The organism is Rhizobium sp. A37_96 (genome assembly GCF_053521765.1).
Window position 1 is genome coordinate 1 of sequence record NZ_JBNWDS010000003.1, and the last position, 17071, is coordinate 17071.

14 protein-coding genes are annotated in these 17071 nt (G+C 61.9%); 3 read left to right on the top strand and 11 right to left on the bottom strand.

Going from position 1 to position 17071, the window contains the following annotated elements; genetic code table 11:
* From ACQZ6J_RS11775 to ACQZ6J_RS11820, 10 genes are all read right to left on the bottom strand, one after another.
* Positions 1–354: aldehyde dehydrogenase family protein (locus ACQZ6J_RS11775; protein ID WP_449084176.1), on the bottom strand; the 354-nt coding region annotated here is incomplete at its 3' end.
* A 68-nt stretch (positions 355–422) separates the two neighbouring features.
* A complete protein-coding gene (hpaD, locus tag ACQZ6J_RS11780) occupies positions 423–1403 on the bottom strand; it encodes a 3,4-dihydroxyphenylacetate 2,3-dioxygenase (RefSeq protein WP_449084177.1) in 981 nt (326 codons plus the stop codon).
* Positions 1404–1443: 40 nt separating this feature from the next.
* Positions 1444–2961 (bottom strand): 5-carboxymethyl-2-hydroxymuconate semialdehyde dehydrogenase, encoded by a 1518-nt coding sequence (gene hpaE, locus ACQZ6J_RS11785; protein WP_449084178.1) that lies wholly within the window; start codon positions 2959–2961, stop codon positions 1444–1446.
* A 43-nt stretch (positions 2962–3004) separates the two neighbouring features.
* Positions 3005–3391 carry a 5-carboxymethyl-2-hydroxymuconate Delta-isomerase gene (locus ACQZ6J_RS11790; protein WP_163985531.1) on the bottom strand — a complete coding sequence of 129 codons (387 nt, stop codon included), beginning with the start codon at positions 3389–3391 and terminating at the stop codon, positions 3005–3007.
* Between the two features lie 54 nt (positions 3392–3445).
* Positions 3446–4465 (bottom strand): homoserine kinase, encoded by a 1020-nt coding sequence (locus tag ACQZ6J_RS11795; RefSeq protein WP_449084179.1) that lies wholly within the window; start codon positions 4463–4465, stop codon positions 3446–3448.
* A 7-nt stretch (positions 4466–4472) separates the two neighbouring features.
* Complete coding sequence (locus ACQZ6J_RS11800) at positions 4473–5756, bottom strand: aspartate aminotransferase family protein (protein ID WP_449084455.1); 1284 nt, start codon at positions 5754–5756, stop codon at positions 4473–4475.
* A 2-nt stretch (positions 5757–5758) separates the two neighbouring features.
* Complete coding sequence (locus ACQZ6J_RS11805; protein ID WP_449084180.1) at positions 5759–7114, bottom strand: aminotransferase class III-fold pyridoxal phosphate-dependent enzyme; 1356 nt, start codon at positions 7112–7114, stop codon at positions 5759–5761.
* A 16-nt stretch (positions 7115–7130) separates the two neighbouring features.
* The gene (locus ACQZ6J_RS11810) at positions 7131–7781 is read right to left on the bottom strand and encodes an HAD-IA family hydrolase (protein ID WP_163985528.1); all 651 of its coding nucleotides are present in this window, start codon (positions 7779–7781) and stop codon (positions 7131–7133) included.
* Positions 7778–9031, bottom strand: a complete 1254-nt coding sequence (locus ACQZ6J_RS11815; protein ID WP_449084181.1) for a Tm-1-like ATP-binding domain-containing protein — start codon at positions 9029–9031, stop codon at positions 7778–7780. The genes ACQZ6J_RS11810 and ACQZ6J_RS11815 overlap by 4 nt, the downstream gene beginning before the upstream one ends.
* The gene (locus tag ACQZ6J_RS11820; RefSeq protein ID WP_449084182.1) at positions 9031–9816 is read right to left on the bottom strand and encodes an IclR family transcriptional regulator; all 786 of its coding nucleotides are present in this window, start codon (positions 9814–9816) and stop codon (positions 9031–9033) included. The genes ACQZ6J_RS11815 and ACQZ6J_RS11820 overlap by 1 nt, the downstream gene beginning before the upstream one ends.
* Before the next feature lie 317 nt (positions 9817–10133).
* Between ACQZ6J_RS11820 and ACQZ6J_RS11825 the strand changes: the two genes are divergently transcribed.
* From ACQZ6J_RS11825 to ACQZ6J_RS11835, 3 genes are all read left to right on the top strand, one after another.
* Positions 10134–11588 carry an APC family permease gene (locus ACQZ6J_RS11825; protein ID WP_163985525.1) on the top strand — a complete coding sequence of 485 codons (1455 nt, stop codon included), beginning with the start codon at positions 10134–10136 and terminating at the stop codon, positions 11586–11588.
* Between the two features lie 75 nt (positions 11589–11663).
* Positions 11664–13142: an aldehyde dehydrogenase gene (locus ACQZ6J_RS11830; protein ID WP_449084183.1), complete on the top strand. Its 1479-nt coding sequence runs from the start codon at positions 11664–11666 to the stop codon at positions 13140–13142.
* A 484-nt stretch (positions 13143–13626) separates the two neighbouring features.
* Positions 13627–14676: a FecR domain-containing protein gene (locus tag ACQZ6J_RS11835; protein WP_449084456.1), complete on the top strand. Its 1050-nt coding sequence runs from the start codon at positions 13627–13629 to the stop codon at positions 14674–14676.
* 35 nt (positions 14677–14711) lie between these two features.
* Here the strand turns inward: ACQZ6J_RS11835 and ACQZ6J_RS11840 are convergent, their stop codons facing one another.
* The gene (locus ACQZ6J_RS11840; protein ID WP_449084184.1) at positions 14712–16883 is read right to left on the bottom strand and encodes a CHASE2 domain-containing protein; all 2172 of its coding nucleotides are present in this window, start codon (positions 16881–16883) and stop codon (positions 14712–14714) included.
* Positions 16884–17071: the final 188 nt, after the last annotated feature.

Genomic DNA, 17071 nt, shown 5'->3' on the forward strand with positions numbered 1-17071 from the left:
CCATTCGACGAAGCTCGCACCATAGGCGATCTCGCCCTTGGCCTCGGCAAGCGGCTTGCCCTGTTCGGCGGTCAGGATGCGCCCGAGATCGTCCTGGTTCTCCATCATCAGCTCGAACCAGCGCCGGAGGATGCCGGAGCGCTCCTTGGCGGTGCGGGCGGCCCATTCTTTTTGCGCGATCTCGGCCGCGGCAATCGCCTTTTTCGTCTCGGTGGCACCCAGATTGGGAACAAGCCCGATAATCTCGCCGGTTGCCGGATTGTCGACCTTGATCGCATCGGAGGGATCGGCCTCGATCCACTCCCCGCCGACCAAGGCTGCCTGCCGGAACAATGTTGCGTCTTTCAAATGCATGAATGCCTCCTCGCCTCGCGAACGTTGATGAGGAGCGGGCGTTTCTCGCCCGCTCTCAAGGGTAACGCTTAAGGCGCGATAATCGGCTGTGCCTTCAGGTCAGGCTCCGCCACTTCCGCACCGGAAAACACGCTACCATGTTCGAACCAGGATTTGGGAGCGGGTGCGCCCCAAAGTGTCTGGCGCTGCGGGTCCTTGAGATCCCATTTGATCGGCTCCAGATCGGGATCGACCGTCTGATAGTCCGAGCAGTAGATTTCGATGCGGTGGCCGTCCGGATCGAGGATATAGAGGAAGAAGGCGTTGGAGATGCCGTGGCGCCCCGGTCCGCGCTCGATGTTGGAAACCCAGCCGGTGGTCGCCATCAGGTCGAGCAGGTCGATGATGTTCAGCGGCGTCGGCACCCAGAATGCGGTGTGGTGCAGGCGCGGCCCGCGGCCGTTGGTGAAGGCGATATCGTGGACGCCGCCCTTGCGATGCGTCCAGGCAGCCCAGAGACGTCCGGTTTCTGCGTCCTCGGTGTATTCGGTGACGCGGAAGCCGAGCTCGTTGTAGAAGGCGACACTCTCGTCGACATTGGTCGAGAAGCAGTTGAAGTGGTCGATGCGCAGCGGCTTCACGCCCTTGTAGAGGGCGTATTTCTGATGGATCGGCGGCAGCCGGTCCATCTTCGAATAGAATTCAAGCGGTATGCCGTGCGGATCGCGGGTGCGGAACGTCCGCGCCTGGTACGGGCGCTCGACCCATTCGACCGGCAGGCCCTTGCCCTTGAAGAAATGCGCCGCCTTGTCGAGGTCTTCGTCGCCGAACACCTTGAAGCCGAGGTCGCGGGCTTCCGCCTTGTCGGACTTCTTCAGCACGATGCAATGGTGGCCGCGTTCCTCGAGTGCCCGAAGGTAGATGGTATCGGCGGTCTCGTCCGTCACCTGCAGGCCGAGCGTGTCGACATAGAAGGCGCGCGATTTGGCGAGATCGGTGACGCCGAATTCGACATGGCTGAGGCGCACGATGTTGAAGGGCGGATAGAGATTGGGTTTCGGCAGGGGCATGGGTTCCTCCTCTTTATGCGTCTTTATCTATACTGGCGGCTCAGCCGCCGAGCTTCTGGATGGCGTGCGGCTTGGTGGCGAAGGCGATGTTCTTGGTTTCCATGTAGAAATCGAAGGACCAATCGCCGCCGTCGCGGCCGATGCCGGAGTTCTTGACCCCACCGAAGGGGGTCGGCAGATGGCGTACGTTTTCCGAGTTCACCCAGATCATGCCGGCTTCGAGATGATCGGTGAAACGGAAGGCGCGGGTCACGTCCGATGTCCAGAGATAGCCGGTCAGGCCGTACTGGACGTCGTTGGCAAGGGCGAGCGCATCGGCTTCGTCCTTGAACGGGATGGCGGTCAGCACCGGCCCGAAGATTTCTTCCTGGGCAATGCGCATCTTGTTGTTGGCGCCGGTGAACAGGGTGGGGGAGACATAGCAGCCGCCGCCAGGGCCGTTGACCTTCTCGCCGCCGGCTGCAAGCGTTGCACCCTCGGACCTGCCGATCTCGATATATTCCAGCACCTTCTTTTCATGCACGGGATGAACGAGCGGGCCGACGACCGTTTCCGGATCGAGGGGATGGCCGACCTTGATGCGCTTGGCCTTTTCGGCGACGATTGCGGTGAACTTGTCGTAGACGCTTTCCTCGACCAGCAGGCGCGAGGACGAGGTGCAGCGCTCGCCGTTCAGCGAATAGATCATGAAGACGGCGGCATCGGCCGCACGCTCCAGGTCGGCATCGGCGAAGACGACGACCGGGTTCTTGCCGCCGAGTTCGAAATGGACGCGCTTCAGCGTGTCGGCGCCCTGCTTCATGATCATCGAGCCGGTGCGGCTTTCGCCGACGAAGCCGATCGCCTTGATCAATGGGTGTTCGGTCAGCGCGCGGCCGGCATCTTCGCCGAAGCCGTTGACGAGATTCCACACGCCCTTGGGCAGGCCGGCCTCTTCGGCGATTTCGACCAGCAGGCGCGCGGTCAGCGGCGAGAATTCGGCCGGCTTGTGGACGATCGTGCATCCTGCGGCGAGAGCCGGGGCGATCTTCCAGGTCGACAGCATGAAGGGCGTGTTCCAGGGCGTGATGATGCCGACGGGGCCGATCGGCACGCGCGTCGTTAGGTTCATCTGGCCGTCGGCGCGGATCGCCTTGCCGTCACGGGCCTCCGGCGCGCGGTCGGCGAAGAAGCGAAAATTCTCGGCTCCGCGCAGGGCGGCCTTGGCCATGAACTTCAGCGATTGTCCGGTATCCATGCATTCGACGAAGGCGATCTCTTCGGCCCGCGCAACGATCGCGTCGGCGATTTTATGCAGGAGCTTCTTGCGCGCGTCGCCGGGCATGGCCGCCCATTCGGCGAAGGCGGCCTTTGCGGCCTTCGCAGCGCGATCGATATCGGCGGCCTTGCCGCGGGCAACGGTGGCGAGCGGCTTCAGATCGACGGGCGAGATGGTCTCGAAGGTCGAACCATCGTCAGCCGGCACATCCTCGCCATTGATGCGGTTGAGAACACCGCGATCCTTGAACCGAGCCAGAAAGCTTTCCGCCTTCGCGATGTTTTCCTGCAATTTGGACATCGTCTATTCCTTTGGTGTTATGTCGTCCCGCCAAGGGGAGGTGTCACTTGCCGCGCAGCCGCGGATGGATGGCGTTCTTCTTCCAGCTCAGCTCCGCGTCGATCTCGCGGATTTCCAGCGACAGGGCGAAATGCGGCGTCTCGAAGAGCGGGCTCAGAACGTCGATGGCCGCGGCGAAAATCGCTTCGCCGGTGCGCTTTTTCTCATCGTCTGTTCGGCCTTTCCCGATGCGGAAGTTCAGATCGACGAACGCATTCTCGGGCAGCCTGTCGGCGATGGCATAATGATCGGCGCGAAAGGCGCGAACACGCACGGCGCCGACCTCGAAAAGGCCGGTCTCCAAAACCGTCTTCAACAGCCGCTCGCAGAGCGCGCCGATATCGGCGCGGCCTTCCAGATTGGCCGAATATTCGATGGCGAGATGTGGCATTGAGTCCTCCCGATCCCTTATTTACTTAACACGTTAACAATTATACGAAAGATGTCAAGCAGCCGTATCGAGCTTTCTTGCCATCTCCAGACTTTCGTCGACGTAGCGCGACAGGCGTTCCGCGGCGTCCGGAATTTCCGGGCGCTCGGCGAGCCATCCGATATAGGTGAGGCTTCTCAGCACCATGAAGAGCGGCAGGCTTGCCAAGGCAGCGTCGGAGAGCGCACGGCGGCTGCGGTAGCCAGATATCAGCGCCTCCTCGATTGCCGGATAGGCGGGTTCCCTGCGGTTCTTGAGCAAGGTCGTCGCGAGATCGAACAGGCGGAACCCATGCCCCGCATCGTCGAAATCGATGAAGGCGACATTGCTGTCCTTTCCCGTCAGGAAGATGTTTTCCCGCACGAGATCGGCATGGATCAGCCCATAGTCGAGGTTTCGGCTGTCCGCGTTCGCAAGGGCGCGGCGCAGCTCGCCGCGCAATGCCGAGAGCGCGGCGGCGCTATCGGACGAAAGGCCTTGGCAATCCCAGAACCGTCCCCAAAGCGGCTTCTCTCCCACCAGACCTTCGGTGTTCCATGCCGGGCGGCGAAACCGCTCCGGCGGTCTCCAGGCGTCGGCAAGCTCATGCATGGTGGCCATGCTGTGACCGATGCGGAAGAAGACCTTTGCCTGCATGTCAGCCGATTGCGAGAGCGGTGTCCCGCTCTGCCCGAGCGGAACGCCGTCGATCCAGCTCACCACGTCGGCATGTTGTTCGGCGAAATGCCTATTGGCGGGAAGGCGGACGAGGCTCTGCCGGTCGCTCGTCGGCACCGGGCTCGGCACGTCGAGGCCGCCGAGCTTGAGGGCGGCCATGAAATACAGTTCCGAGCGCAGGCTCGTCTCGTCGTGGTAGCCCGGCCGATGCAGCCTGAGCGCCGCGAACTGTCCGTCCTCGAGCGTAATGCGAAAGACGGCATTCTCCCGATATTTCATCAGGACAGGTTCGTCGGCCTTTACCGGCCAATGGTCGAGTGCCTCCAGCGCACGCTTCTGCAGAGCGTCGCGGATGGTCTGCGGCAACTGATCAGCCATGCTTGCCTCACAGGCCGGACAGGACGTCGTCGAAAATCGACAACATGAAGTCGGCATTCTCCCTGGTGAACGGCATGGGCGGGCGGATCTTCGTGGCGCATTGGTGAATGCCGATCTTGCCCATCAGCACGCCGCGTTCGCGCATTTCATTGACGATCCTGGTCGCCTGTGCGGCGGCCGGCTCCTTCGTCTGCCTGTCCAGCACGAATTCGGTGCCCATGAAGAGGCCGCAGCCGCGCACGTCGCCGATGATCGAATGCTTTTCGGCAAGCCGATCGAACGCGTCGCGCGTGTACTCGCCGACGCTGCGGGCGTTCTCGAGAAGGTTTTCGTCTTCGATCACGTCGAGCACAGCCATGGCCGCCGCGCAGGAGACCGGATTGCCGCCGAAGGTGTTGAAGTAGCGGAACGCCTTGCGGAAGGCGTTTATCGTATCGACATTGGCAATGACGCCGCCGACCGGATGGCCGTTGGCCATCGGCTTGCCGAGCGTCACGATGTCGGGGACGATGCCGGCGTGCTGATGGCCCCACATATGCGAGCCGGTGCGGCCGAAACCAGGCTGCACCTCGTCGGTAATCACGAGGCCACCCGCCTTGCGGACGGCTGCGACCGTCTTGTCCAGAAAGCCCTGCGGCAGATCCGGGAAGCCCTCATTGGCGAAGAACGGATCGATGATGATGGCCGAAAAGCCGTGCGGGCTGTCCTGAAGCGAGGCGATCGCCTTCTCGACTTCGGCTGCGAAAGCCGTGGCGAAGGCGTCTCCGCCTTCACCGCCGAGCGGACGGTAGCTATCCGGCGCCGGCACATGCCGGACATGGCCGCCAAAACCTCCGACCGGGGGCATGCGGGTCGACAATTGCGACACCGCGGCCGTATTGCCGTGGTAGGTGTGGTTGGTGGCGATGACGCCCGTCTTGCCGGTTACCGCCTGCGCCATCCGCAAGGCCACGTCGTTCGCCTCGCTGCCCGTGCAGGTCAGGATCGCGGCATTGAGGCTCTTGTCGAAGGTCGCCGTTAGCCGCTCGACGTAGTCGAGAATGCCTTCATGCAGGTAGCGCGTATGCGTGTTGAGCGTCGAGGCCTGCCGCGTGATCGCCTCGACCACGCGGGAATGGCAATGGCCGACATGCGGCACATTGTTGTAGCAGTCCAGATACTTGCGGCCATCGGCGTCCCAGAGCCAGACGCCTTCGCCGCGCACCAGATGCACCGGGTCGTCGTAGAAGAGCGACATGTTCCGTCCGAGAAGCCGCTCGCGTCGCGCGATAAGGGTTGCATTGTCGGACATCATCAGGCCCTCGCGGCGGCGAGACCTGCGTCGAGCGCGGTCAGGATCGTCTGGACATCCCCGGCCGTCACGATCAGCGGCGGCGACATGATGACGTTGGCGCCGGACGTGCGGACCATGACACCGGCCTCATACGTCGCGTCATGGACTTTCTGGACGACGTCCTTGGCAGCTCCGCTCTTCTTCGCCCGGTCGCTGACGAGTTCGATGGCGCACATCAGGCCCTTGCCGCGCACGTCGCCGATCAATTCATGCTTGTTCTGCAACGCCTTCAATCCGGCCAGCAGCTCTTCGCCGCGGGCAGCGGCATTGGCGGCCACGTCGAGCCTCTTGGTTTCCTTCAATGTCGCAAGCGCTGCGGCGGCGCCTACCGGATGGCCGGAATAGGTGTAACCGTGGCCGATGTTGCCGACCGAGTTTTTGTTGCTCTCGAAGGCCTCGGCGACCTTGTCGGAGATCATCACGGCGCCGAACGGGAAATAGCCGTTGGTGATGGCCTTCGCCGTCGACATCATGTCCGGCTTGACACCCCAGAGGCGCGATCCGGTCCAGGCACCGGTGCGGCCGAAGGCGGTGATGACCTCGTCGGCGATCAGCAGGATGCCGTGACGATCGCAGATCTCGCGCATCAGCGGCAGGAAGGTCTCGTGCGGGACGATGACTCCACCGGCACCCAGCACCGGTTCGACGATCAACGCGGCGATGGTGTCGGCGCCCTGGAAGGCGATTTCATCCTCGAAGAGCCTGCCGATGGCAGCGGCAATCTCCGCGCCGTCCGTGGTGTTGAACGGGTTGCGGTAGGTGAACGGGGCGGGCAGGTGGATGACGCCCGGAAGCAGCGGCTCGTAGTTGCGGCGGAAGTTCTGGTTGCCGTTGACGGAGGCGCCACCGAAATGCGTGCCGTGATAGCCCTTCTTCAGTGCGACGAACTTGGTGCGCTCCGGCTGGCCGTTGACCTTGTGGTACTGGCGCGCCAGCCGCAGGCAGGTCTCGACCGAATCCGAACCGCCCGAGGTGAAGAAGGAACGGCTCAATCCATCCGGCTTGAACCATTCGGCAAGCTCGTAGGACAGTTCGATCAGCGGCGAGTTCGTCGTGCCGCGGAAGGTCGAATAATAGGGAAGCTCGTCGAGCTGGTCGCGGATCGCCTTCTTTACCGGTTCACAGGAGTAGCCGAGATTGACGTTCCACAGGCCGCCGACGGCGTCCAGCACCTTCTTGCCTTGAATATCGACGATCTCGACGCCTTCGCCGGAATTGACGATGCGCGGCGGATGCGCCTGCATTTCGGCCGGGTGAGCCATCGGGTGCCACAGGTGGCGGGCATTGTTTTCGATGATGAAATTGGTTTCACGCATGTCGATTCCTCTTGGTTCAGAGCCCCAGCAGGGCAAGTGCGCGGGCATAGCTTTCGGCAGGTCGGGTCACGTCGAAATGCACATAGGGCAGATTGACGGCTTCGGCGCCTTCGATGTTCTTCTTCTGGTCGTCCACGAAGACGCAGGCCTCGCGCGGCAGGTCGAGCTCGGAAAGAACGAGTTCGTAGGCGCGCGGATCGGGCTTGAGGATCTTCGTGTAGGTGGCATCGACGATGACGTCGAAAAGGTCGATCAGCGGAAAACGCTCGCGGAACTCGACGCCGTAGAACAGGTCGAGTTCGTTCGACAGGATGGCGAGCTTGAGACCGGCCTCCTTGGCGCGCAGGATGGCGTCGCGGGCTTCGGGACGCAGAACCAGTTCCGGCTCGGCGCCGCGCGCCCGGCGCACGAAGGTCTGCATGTCGGTCCAGTTTTCGCCGACCATTTTGCCGACCTCGCCGGTGCGCGTCAGCCAATAGTCCCGTTCGGTGATCTCGCGGTTCTGCATTGCGACCCAGAGCGGGTCCGTCGTCGTATCGAACGGTCCAAGCCAGGTCAGCGACCCCTTCGGAAGTCCGAGCGTGCGTTCGGTGATGTCGTGCGTTTCGAACAGGGTGCGGGTGACGACGCCGCCGAAGTCGAGGATAAGAGCGCGTTCCTTTGTCATGGTCGTCCCTCCGGAATGACGCCCTCTGCGACCCAGGTGTCGAAGATGGCGAGTGCGGCGGCGGAGAAGGCCGGCGCGTTGATATGGGCATCGACTTCCTGCAGCGCGACGGAGGATGGAATGGCGTGCCGCATCTCATCGAGAAAAGCGTCGAGGCCTTCCGGGTCATGCAGCGGCTCATCCGGCTTGTCCCATTCCTGCAACCCTTCGGTCGGCAGCAGGAAGGCGATCCTCGCGTCGGAACGTGCGAGCTTCTGTCCGATCAAGCGGGCGACTTCGCGGCGCCCCTCCGGCGATGTCGTTACCGATCCGATCAGCCGGTTATGGGCGTGATACGGACGGTCGGCGAAAATCTCCGGGAGTGCCTGCCAAGCCTGAAGATCGACCATGTCGACTGCGCCGGGCGCGACGATCTGCGGAATGCCGGCGCGGGCGGCATTCTCGAGTCTGTCCGGTCCGGAGGTGACCACGGAGCCGTAGTGATGATTGCTGACTTCCTGGATGCAGAAGTCGAAGACGGCAGCAAAGCCGCCCTGGGAGGCGATCGCTTCGTAGGCTCGGCCGCCCATGCCGGTGGAGTGGAACACGGCGACGTCATAACCGCGCTTTTCAAGCTCGGGCCGCAGATATTTCATGTATTTCAGGCAGGACGAGCCGAGCGAGGTCATGCCGACGAGCGGGCGCTTGTGATCGGGCCTGCTGCCATGCTTTGCCGCTCCTACGACCGCGCCGCAAGCCTGCGACAGGACGGAACGGCAGATGCTGTTCAGACCATAGAGACCGCCGGCCCACAGGATCATCATCAGGTCCGGGGCGATACGTTCGGGTGGAATGAGATGAGAGTAGGCGATGGTGGAAACCACGAATTTCGGGACGCCGAGCGGCAGGACGGCAGCGACATCGAGCGCCAGATCCGTGCCCATCGAGCCGCCGAGCACGATCACGCCGTCGACCTGCCCGTCCTCATAGAGACGCCGGGTCAGAGCCGATGCGCCCTTCGCCATGGCTGCCATGGCGCTGTTTTCATCGCCGCTTTCGGTGATTTCCCCGATGGTGGTCGCGGCGGCCTTGGCTATGTCATGCTTGGAATAATCGGGAGTGTAGGGTGGATCGCCGAGAATGCTGACATCCATCATGACCGGCTGGCCGCCGGCCTCCTCTATGACGGATGCCATGAATTGCAGTTCGTCGCATTTGGTGTCACCGGTTCCGATGACGAGTATCCTCGGCAGGGAAGCCCCAGGGCTCATCAATCTGTCCTCCTGATTTTTGGAATGGTTCCCATGGGTCTTTCCGACCCATAATATTTTTCTGAGATCGCATTGGCCGCGGCGACGGCCTGCGCGCCCAGTTCGTGGATGGCCGTCTTCGAGGTGCGGGAGAGAGGTGCGGCAATCGCCACGCAGCCAATCGGATGGCCATTGGGCGTGCGCACCGGCGCGGCCGTGCTGATGACGCCGGCCTCGAGGCCCTGATGGCTGATGGAAAAGCCGCGTGCCGCCGTCTCATCGAGCATCGCGCGCAGCAGCTGCGGATCGACGACTGTGTGGTCGGTAAATTGCTCGAGCGGCTTTCCGAGCGCTTCCTCGATCTCCGCCTGTGGGCAGAAGGCGAGGAATGCAAGGCCGGATGCCGTGGCGTGAAGGGGCAGAAGGCTGCCGACATCGACGATGATGCGGTGGGCGCGCGGCGAATCCTCCACATGAACGGTCGAAAGCCGTCCGCCCGAGAATTCCGAGAGATGCACGGTCTCCGTCGATGATTCGGCGAGCGTCCTGATAAAGGGGATGGCAATCCGCAGCAGCGGAAAGCGCGCTTCGCGGATGCGTGCGAGGCGAACCGGCGCAGAGCCGATGCGATATCGGCGCGTCTCCAGATCCTGCTCGACGAAGCCGTACTTTTCCAGCTCCACCAGAAAGCGGCGTGCCGTCGCCTTGTCCAGCGCGCACAGGCGGGCGATGTCGGTCAGACCCGCCTCCTTGTCCAGCCGTGACAGGGTGTCCAGCAATGCAAGCGCCTTTCCGATCGTGCTCATCGTTCCTCCTCTTGGGTTAGTCAGCTTCCGATTTTGTGCGTCCAGCCGGGGCCTTTCGTCAAATCAGGTCGCTGACCCTGCGCCGCAGCACGATAGCAGCGACCCAAGATACTTAACATGCGAAATAACTTGACAGAGGTCAGGAATGTTTGCAAGTCTATATTTGAAGCTGTGGTTCAAATAATGAACCATAAGCGCTGACGACGGCAAAATCAACAAAAGCATAAACCCCGCTCGTCAGTCCGGTTTTGGTGGAGGTCGCCTGCGCACCGTCGCAGCGATGATCGGATGTTCTTAAACAAGGGGAACCAACGCAGATGAACACACAAAATTCGCAAGGCGCGGCTGAAAACCAGCTGCGCAAGAACAGTCTCGGCGTGGGTGCCGTGACCTTTCTGGTCGTTTCGGCCGCAGCGCCGCTGACGGCGGTTGCCGGCGGCGTGCCGCTGTCCATGATGCTCGGCAATGGACCGGGCATACCGCTCACCTTCCTGTTGGTGACGGGCATTCTGCTGCTGTTTGCGGTCGGCTATGTCGCCATGGCCCGCCATATCCGCAATGCCGGCGCCTTCTATGCTTACACGGCTCAAGGCCTTGGCGGCCTCATGGGCGGCGCCGCTGCCCTGATCGCGATCCTTGCCTATAATGCCATGCAGGTCGGCGTTCTCGGGCTCTTTGGCGCGGCAACCAAGGGGTTCTTTGCCGATCAGCTCGGCATCGATCTCCCCTGGTGGGTCTGGAGCTATATCGGCGTCGCCTTCGTCGCCGTTTTCGGCTACCGTCGGGTCGATCTATCGGCGAAGGTGCTGACGGTGCTCGTCATTCTTGAATATGTCGTCGTGCTCGTCATCGACGCTGCTATTTTCGTCAAGGGCGGCGATGCAGGTCTTTCTGCCGCGCCCTTCACGCCTACGGCCTTCTGGAGCGGAACGCCGGCCATCGGTCTCCTCTTCTGCTTTGCTGCCTTCATCGGCTTCGAGGCAACGACCATCTACAGCGAAGAGGCTCGCGAGCCGGAAAAGACCGTGCCGCGCGCGACCTACATTTCCGTTCTCATCATCGGCCTCTTTTATATGCTGACCTCCTGGCTGATGGTGGCCGGCGCGGGCGTCGACAAGCTCGTTCCGACCCTGCAGGGCCTTGCCGATCCGACGACCTTCCTCTTCGGCCTTGCCGAGCGCTATGTCGGCCACTGGATCACCGTCGTGATGAGCGTTCTTTTCATCACCAGCCTGTTTGCCGGCATACTCGCCTTCCACAATGGCGTGGCGCGTTACATGTATGTCGCCGGTCGCGAGGGCTTGCTGCCGAAGTCGGTCGGCGTCACGCATCCGATCTTCCAGAGCCCGCATGTCGGTTCGATCATTCAGACCGTCATCGCCGTGCTCGTTGTTACGCTGTTTGCGGTGACGGGTCAGGATCCGGTGCTGGCGCTCTTCTCCTGGCTCACCAATGTCGCCACGCTGGCAATCATCCTGCTGATGGCGTTCACCGCCTTCTCGATCGTGGCGTTCTTCAGCCGCAATCCGGGGCTCGAGCGCAACGTGCTGGCGATCAAGGTGTTGCCGATCGTGACGGGTCTGATCCTTCTCGCGCTCGTCTACTATATCTCGGCGAACTTCGGCGCGATTGCCGGTGCCAATGGCGCGCTTGCCGTAGTGTTGCCGGGGCTCGTGCTGATCGCGGCGATCGTCGGATTTATCGCTGCGGCTCGCCTGAAGTCGTCGGATGCGGCAAGCTATGCCCGCCTCGGTGCCGGCCAGGAAGCCTGAGCCAGTTCCAATCGGGGTGGCGGGGAGGACCCGCCACCCTCTTCGTAAGAGCCACCCTCTTTGTGAGAGAATGAGATGCAGGACAAGATCGACCAGCTCCGGACATTATCCGTTGCCCCGCAGGCATTGTTCATCGGCGGCGCCTGGCGCCAGCCGGTCAGCGGCGCTGCCATGGATGTCATTTCGCCGATCGACGGAACGAGGCTGACCACGATTGCCGATGCCGGCACCGAAGATGTCGATCTTGCCGTCAAGGCGGCACGTCATGCTTTCGAAAAGGGCAGCTGGTCGAAAGCCGCTCCGGCGGAGCGCAAGAAAGTTCTGTTGAAGATTGCCGAACTGATCGAGAAGAACGCACTCGAACTGGCCGTGCTCGGCGTAAGGGACAACGGCACGGAAATCTCGATGGCGTTGAAGGCCGAGCCCGGCAGTGCCGCAGGCACCTTCCGCTATTATGCCGAGGCGATCGACAAGGTCTATGGAGAGATCGCGCCGACGGCGCAGAATATTCTGGGTCTCGTCCATCGCGAGCCTATCGGCGTCGTGGCCGCCATCGTGCCATGGAATTTCCCGATGATGATCGGCGCCTGGAAGATTGCCCCGGCGCTTGCCGCCGGCAATTCCGTGGTGCTGAAACCCGCCGAAGGCGCGTCGCTGACGCTGCTGCGGCTTGCCGAAATTTGCACGGAAGCCGGCTTGCCTGAAGGCGTATTCAACGTCGTCACCGGGCGCGGCGCGGTCTGCGGCGAGGCGCTCGGACTGCATATGGAAGTCGACGTCCTCGCCTTCACCGGCTCCGGCCCCGTCGGACGCCGGCTTCTGGAATATTCGGCGCGCTCGAACCTGAAGCGTGTCTATCTGGAGCTTGGCGGCAAGTCTCCGAACATCGTCTTTGCCGATGCGCCCGATCTCGATCAGGCGGCCAAGGTGTCGGCCTATGGTATCTTCCGCAATTCCGGGCAGGTCTGTGTCGCTGGTTCGCGGCTGCTCGTCGAAAAGTCGATCCACGCCGCCTTCTCCGAGAAGGTCGCTCGCATCGCCGAGAGCATGAAGGTCGGAGACCCGCTGCAGCTGACGACGGAAGCAGGTGCCATTTCCAGCGAGATCCAGCTGAAGAAGGATCTCGGCTTTATCTCGCAGGCGGTGTCGGAGGGCGCGTCGCTGCGCACCGGCGGTTCGCGCATTCTCGAGGAGACCGGCGGCTACTACATGCGGCCTGCGGTGTTTGAGGTGACGCCGTCCATGACCCTGGCACGCGAAGAAGTGTTCGGGCCGATCCTGTCGATCATACCTTTCGAGACGGAGGCGGAGGCCTTGCAGATCGCCAATGCCACGGAATACGGCCTGGCCTCGGCCGTGTGGACGTCCAACCTGTCGCGCGCCCACCGGATGGTGCGTGGGATCCGCGCCGGCGTGGTGCATGTCAACACCTATGGCGGCGCCGATAACAGCGTGCCGCTCGGTGGCGTCAAGCAATCCGGCAACGGCCACGACAAGTCGCTGCACGCGCTCGATAAGTATGTCGACCTGAAGACGGCATGGATCCAGCTCTGAAGCTGTCCTATCCCGACATCGGCCGGTCTGACGCCGGCCGACACCGCGTCTCGCACATGTTCGTTCTGCCAGCGACGCGTGATGGACGCGCCTTGATATATTCCATAAAAATATTTTAAAACATATAGTTAGAGCAATAGATGCTCAAGCGTGTCACGCCACTTCTGCGATAAAGCCGTGTCAGGCGACGAGTTCCTTCGAAGATCGGTTCAATACTGCGCTTCGATAACATCCGGTCAATCTTGATGGGTGGGGTTAGAGTGGCAGGCGGTCATATCGAAGAATTCGATCAAGCCGGAATGTCGCATAGGTCTTGCCGAACGGTCTTCGTGAAGTTTTGTCGAGAACACACACCATGGATTGTGTCCGGTTATCGCCGGACCCAATGCGGCAATAGCTCTGCCTTCACCGCCTATACTCAGAAAGGATGATGGGACATCCGGGATTATCCCATGGTAAAATGGAAATAATCTTGGAGGGTGGGATGTTGTCTCTGCGTGACGCCGCGATCGCTGTGCTGAGCGCGACGCTGCTCGCGCCGTTGTCTTCAGAAGCCGCCGAGGCGGTCGGCCAGGCGGTGCTGATCAAGACCGAAGTGACGGGCGCCGGCGGTCCGCTGGCCGTCGATGATCCGGTCCACCGGGACGAGAAAATTCGCACGTCCCTTTCCGGCCTCGGACAGTTCACATTTCGAGATGGTACGAAATTGGCTGTCGGAGCCGGCTCGTCCGTGGTCATCGACAAATTCGTCTTCGATGACTCGGGCTCGGTGAAAAAGCTTACCATAAATGCCGCGAAGGGGACCTTTCGCTGGATAAGCGGAAATTCAAACTCCTCGGCCTATCAAATCGTAACGCCCGCCGGAACGATCGGCGTGCGCGGGACGGTGTTTGATTTCTATGTCGGAGCGAACGGCACGACGGCTGTCGTTCTCTTGAACGGAGCCGCTCAGTTCTGCGGCGCGGGTGGCTGCAGGCAGCTGAAGCAGCAATGCGACTGCGTCGTTGCCAACCGCAACGGTCAGATAAGCGATCCTCGCCGGGTCAACCGCGACATTCTCAAGACGCTCGGCAACCAGCGAGCCCTGCCGTTTCTATCCGGAGATCAACAACTTTCAGGACGAATGGGCTTTGCCGGCGGTGGCGGATGCGGTCTGTCGACGGCGATGAAAGATCAGCCGAGCGGCACATCGCCGCGCAGCGTTCCGGCCAATAATCCCGCTCCGACCCAGCCCAACACGCCGAACGTACCCAGCACACAGCAATCGCCGAGCACCACTGCACCGGACACGTCCGAAACTCCCAGCACGCCGAATGTCCCAAATCCGCCGAGCACGCCCGGCAAGCCACCCAAGCACGGCGGCGGCGAAGGCGAGCATCACCACCATCATGACCATCACGATCGCCACGATCATCATGACCATCATCATGGTAGAGGCGACCACGGCTGGGGCCACCATGACTGGAGCAACCGGAACAGCGATGGCGATGACGGCGATCATGACAATCACGACCAGGGGCATCATCGCCGGTAGGAGACAGGAGACGAGGGCGGCGGTTGCGGGATCAGCTAGAGGTCGGCCGCTTTTTCGGCAGGTTCATCGACGAAGTGTCCGGCTCGGCGCGAAATCTGGCTGTAAAACTCCCGCAGCAGCCCAGTCGTTGCGACCTCCGCCTTGAGTTTTGTGGCACCGAGAAGTTTGCGGCTGCTCGGCGACCGTATTTGCAGGGCAGCGACAAGCCGCCTGTGCATGGCCTGAAGCTCGGTAAAATCAGCGGCCTTTGCCAGGCGCGCATCGCCGACCACCGCAAAGAGCTTGGTTCGCATGCTCTTGCCCTTCAGCGTCAGCGCTCCGGCCTCGAGCAGGGCGCAATCGGGCAGCAGGCTTGCTGTCGGTTCCGACACGAGAATATCGAAGCTGATGTCCTTGCAGGCGGATTCGATGCGTGCGGCAATGTTCACGGCATCGCCGACCGCCGTGTAGTTGAAGCGTGTCTCGGCGCCCATGTTGCCGACGCATGCAAGTCCCGTATGTATGCCGATTCCTATTCCGACCCGCCGCGCGTCTCCGAAACCGAATGCATCGTCGCTGTTGAGGCGGCTGAGCGTTTCCCGCATGCCCAGGGCCGCCCGCACGGCCTTGCCGGCATGGTCGGAGACATCCACGGGAGCGTTCCAGAAGGCCATGATCGAATCCCCGATGAACTTGTCGAGCGTGCCATCGTTGGCAATGACATGGTGGCTCAGCGCATCGAGCAGCGTGTTGAGAAACGCGACGACGGCGCTGGGTGTCAACTCTTCGCTGATCTGGGTGAAGTTTCGCACGTCGACGAACATGACGGTCAGCTCGCGCTCATCTCCTCCAAGGCGAAGGGCATTGCGCGTATGCTCGATGCGGTAGAGCAGCGATGGCGAGAGATAGTGGCCGAAAGCCCGCCGTACGTCGCGTCGCTCCCGATCGGTCACCAGAAAGCGGAATGCCGTCGCCGCGAAATGCGTGATCGATCCGGCGACAATGGGCGCCAGCGGGTCGAATAGGAGGCCGCCGTAAAGGAAGGCGAGCCAGGAGGCCACAAGAGCAAAAAAGGTAATCAGCAGGCCGCAGCCAAGCGCAACGGCCGGATTGACGAAGGTGGTAAGGATCACCAGCAGGCTGCCCAGTACGGCGATGGACAGGATTTCCAGCCCGTCTGCCCAATCCGGCCGGGAAAGGAAGCGGCCTGAAAGGATCTGCTCGAGGATCTGCGCATGGATGGAAACACCCGGCACGTTTTCACCAAGGGCTGTCGTGCGGACATCCTGGAGGCCGGACGCAGAGGTTCCGACGAACACGATGCTGCCCTCGATGGCGGCTCTGATATCGGCGGAGACGCCTCCTGCCGCAAGCACCTTGCTTGCCGAAATATACCGTTCCGGCGTATCGGGGCTGATATAGAGCCAGAGCTCTCCAGCCGCCGTTACCGGCACCACGAAATTCCCGATCTTGACCCGGGTGAGCGTATTCGGCGTGTCCGGCGCCGCGTCGAGTATGTAGGTGGAGGCCCCTTGTGCGACGCGGAGCGCCTCGAGCGCAAGACTGGGGTAAAGCTGCTTGCCGCTGCTGAGAAAAAGCGGCACCGAGCGCACCACCGCCGACGATGCGCCCGGGTTGAGGCTGATATGGCCGAGACCGGCGGCATTGGCCTCCAGTTTCGGCTGCAGCGGCGTTGCGGCTTTGATTGCCGGCGGTGCATCGAAGGGACTTTCGCCCGTATAGGCAAAGCCCGCCTTGACCGGCGGCAGATAGCTTCCTTCGTTGGACAGGCCGAAGCCCAGGACCACCGGTCTTCCCGACAGCGATTGCGAAAAAATCTCATCATTATCCGGCAGCTTGCCCAGCAGCGAGGGGTCGATGCCGGTGACATCGCGAACGACATTGCTGGGAGACAGGCGATCGGGCTCGGCAAAGAGAATATCGAAAGCGATGGCGGAAGCGCCCATATCGGAAAGCCTGTCCACAAGGGCGGCAATCCGGTTTCTCGGCCAAGGCCATTGACCGAACTCGCGTAGCGACGCCTCGTCTATGTCGATCACCCGGACCGGCTGGTTCTCGAAGGTCCGGGGCACCAGGCGCTGATACTGGTCGAATGTCAGATCGCGGGCGAGCCTCAGCAACTGAGGATCGCTTGCCCGCAGGATCGTCAGTGCTGTAACGATGGCCAGGCCGATAACGACGCCAACTTGCTGCGCACGCGTCACCATTGCGGTGTCAGTCCTTTTGCCCCGCATCCCTCGGCAACAAGCAGCAATTCGGAAAATACAGAGATCTATTGGTCTGCAATTGCACCAAGGAAGAATATGCTGCCTTGTTCCCGGCAACGATGCAATGAGCAAAGTATCCAAGAGATGCGGAACAGAATTTTCAGCCGGTCATATCAGGCATGAGCCTT